The 339-nt window shown below is 52.2% G+C and carries 1 protein-coding gene; it reads right to left on the bottom strand.

Translation table 11 applies throughout. From position 1 onward, the window contains the following. The coding region (locus EZM41_RS03480; RefSeq protein ID WP_198469553.1) for a phage portal protein at positions 1-339 on the bottom strand (339 nt) is incomplete at both ends.

The raw sequence follows: 339 nt of genomic DNA, 5'->3' as shown, positions 1-339 counted from the left end.
CGCCACCTTTGGCGTTACATGCGGCCTTAGCATTATCATAATTTATGTATGTCGTCGGATCCACGTTTGGCAACGAACATGCTCTGCCATCATAGACCTTGCTCTGATATGCACCGATGAAGATCTCCGGTTTTTCTCCTTGAGACCAGCTGATTACTGGCCCATGACCCAATTCGATCGCATGGCTGTCGTCGTAAAGTGGTTCGTCCCCGAAGGGAGGCTCCCCAGGTGCCTGTTGAGTAATGAAAACTGTCAGAAGTCCGCCTACTACGGCAGCCATGAGCTCGGCCTCGGTATATCTATCCAGCTGCTTCAGGTCCTCGATCACCGGAGCAAGGA

Source organism: Acetomicrobium sp. S15 = DSM 107314 (assembly GCF_016125955.1).
GTDB lineage: Bacteria > Synergistota > Synergistia > Synergistales > Thermosynergistaceae > Thermosynergistes > Thermosynergistes pyruvativorans.
Note: the sequence above shows the minus strand (reverse complement) of the source record. Positions and strands in the feature narration are given on the sequence as shown.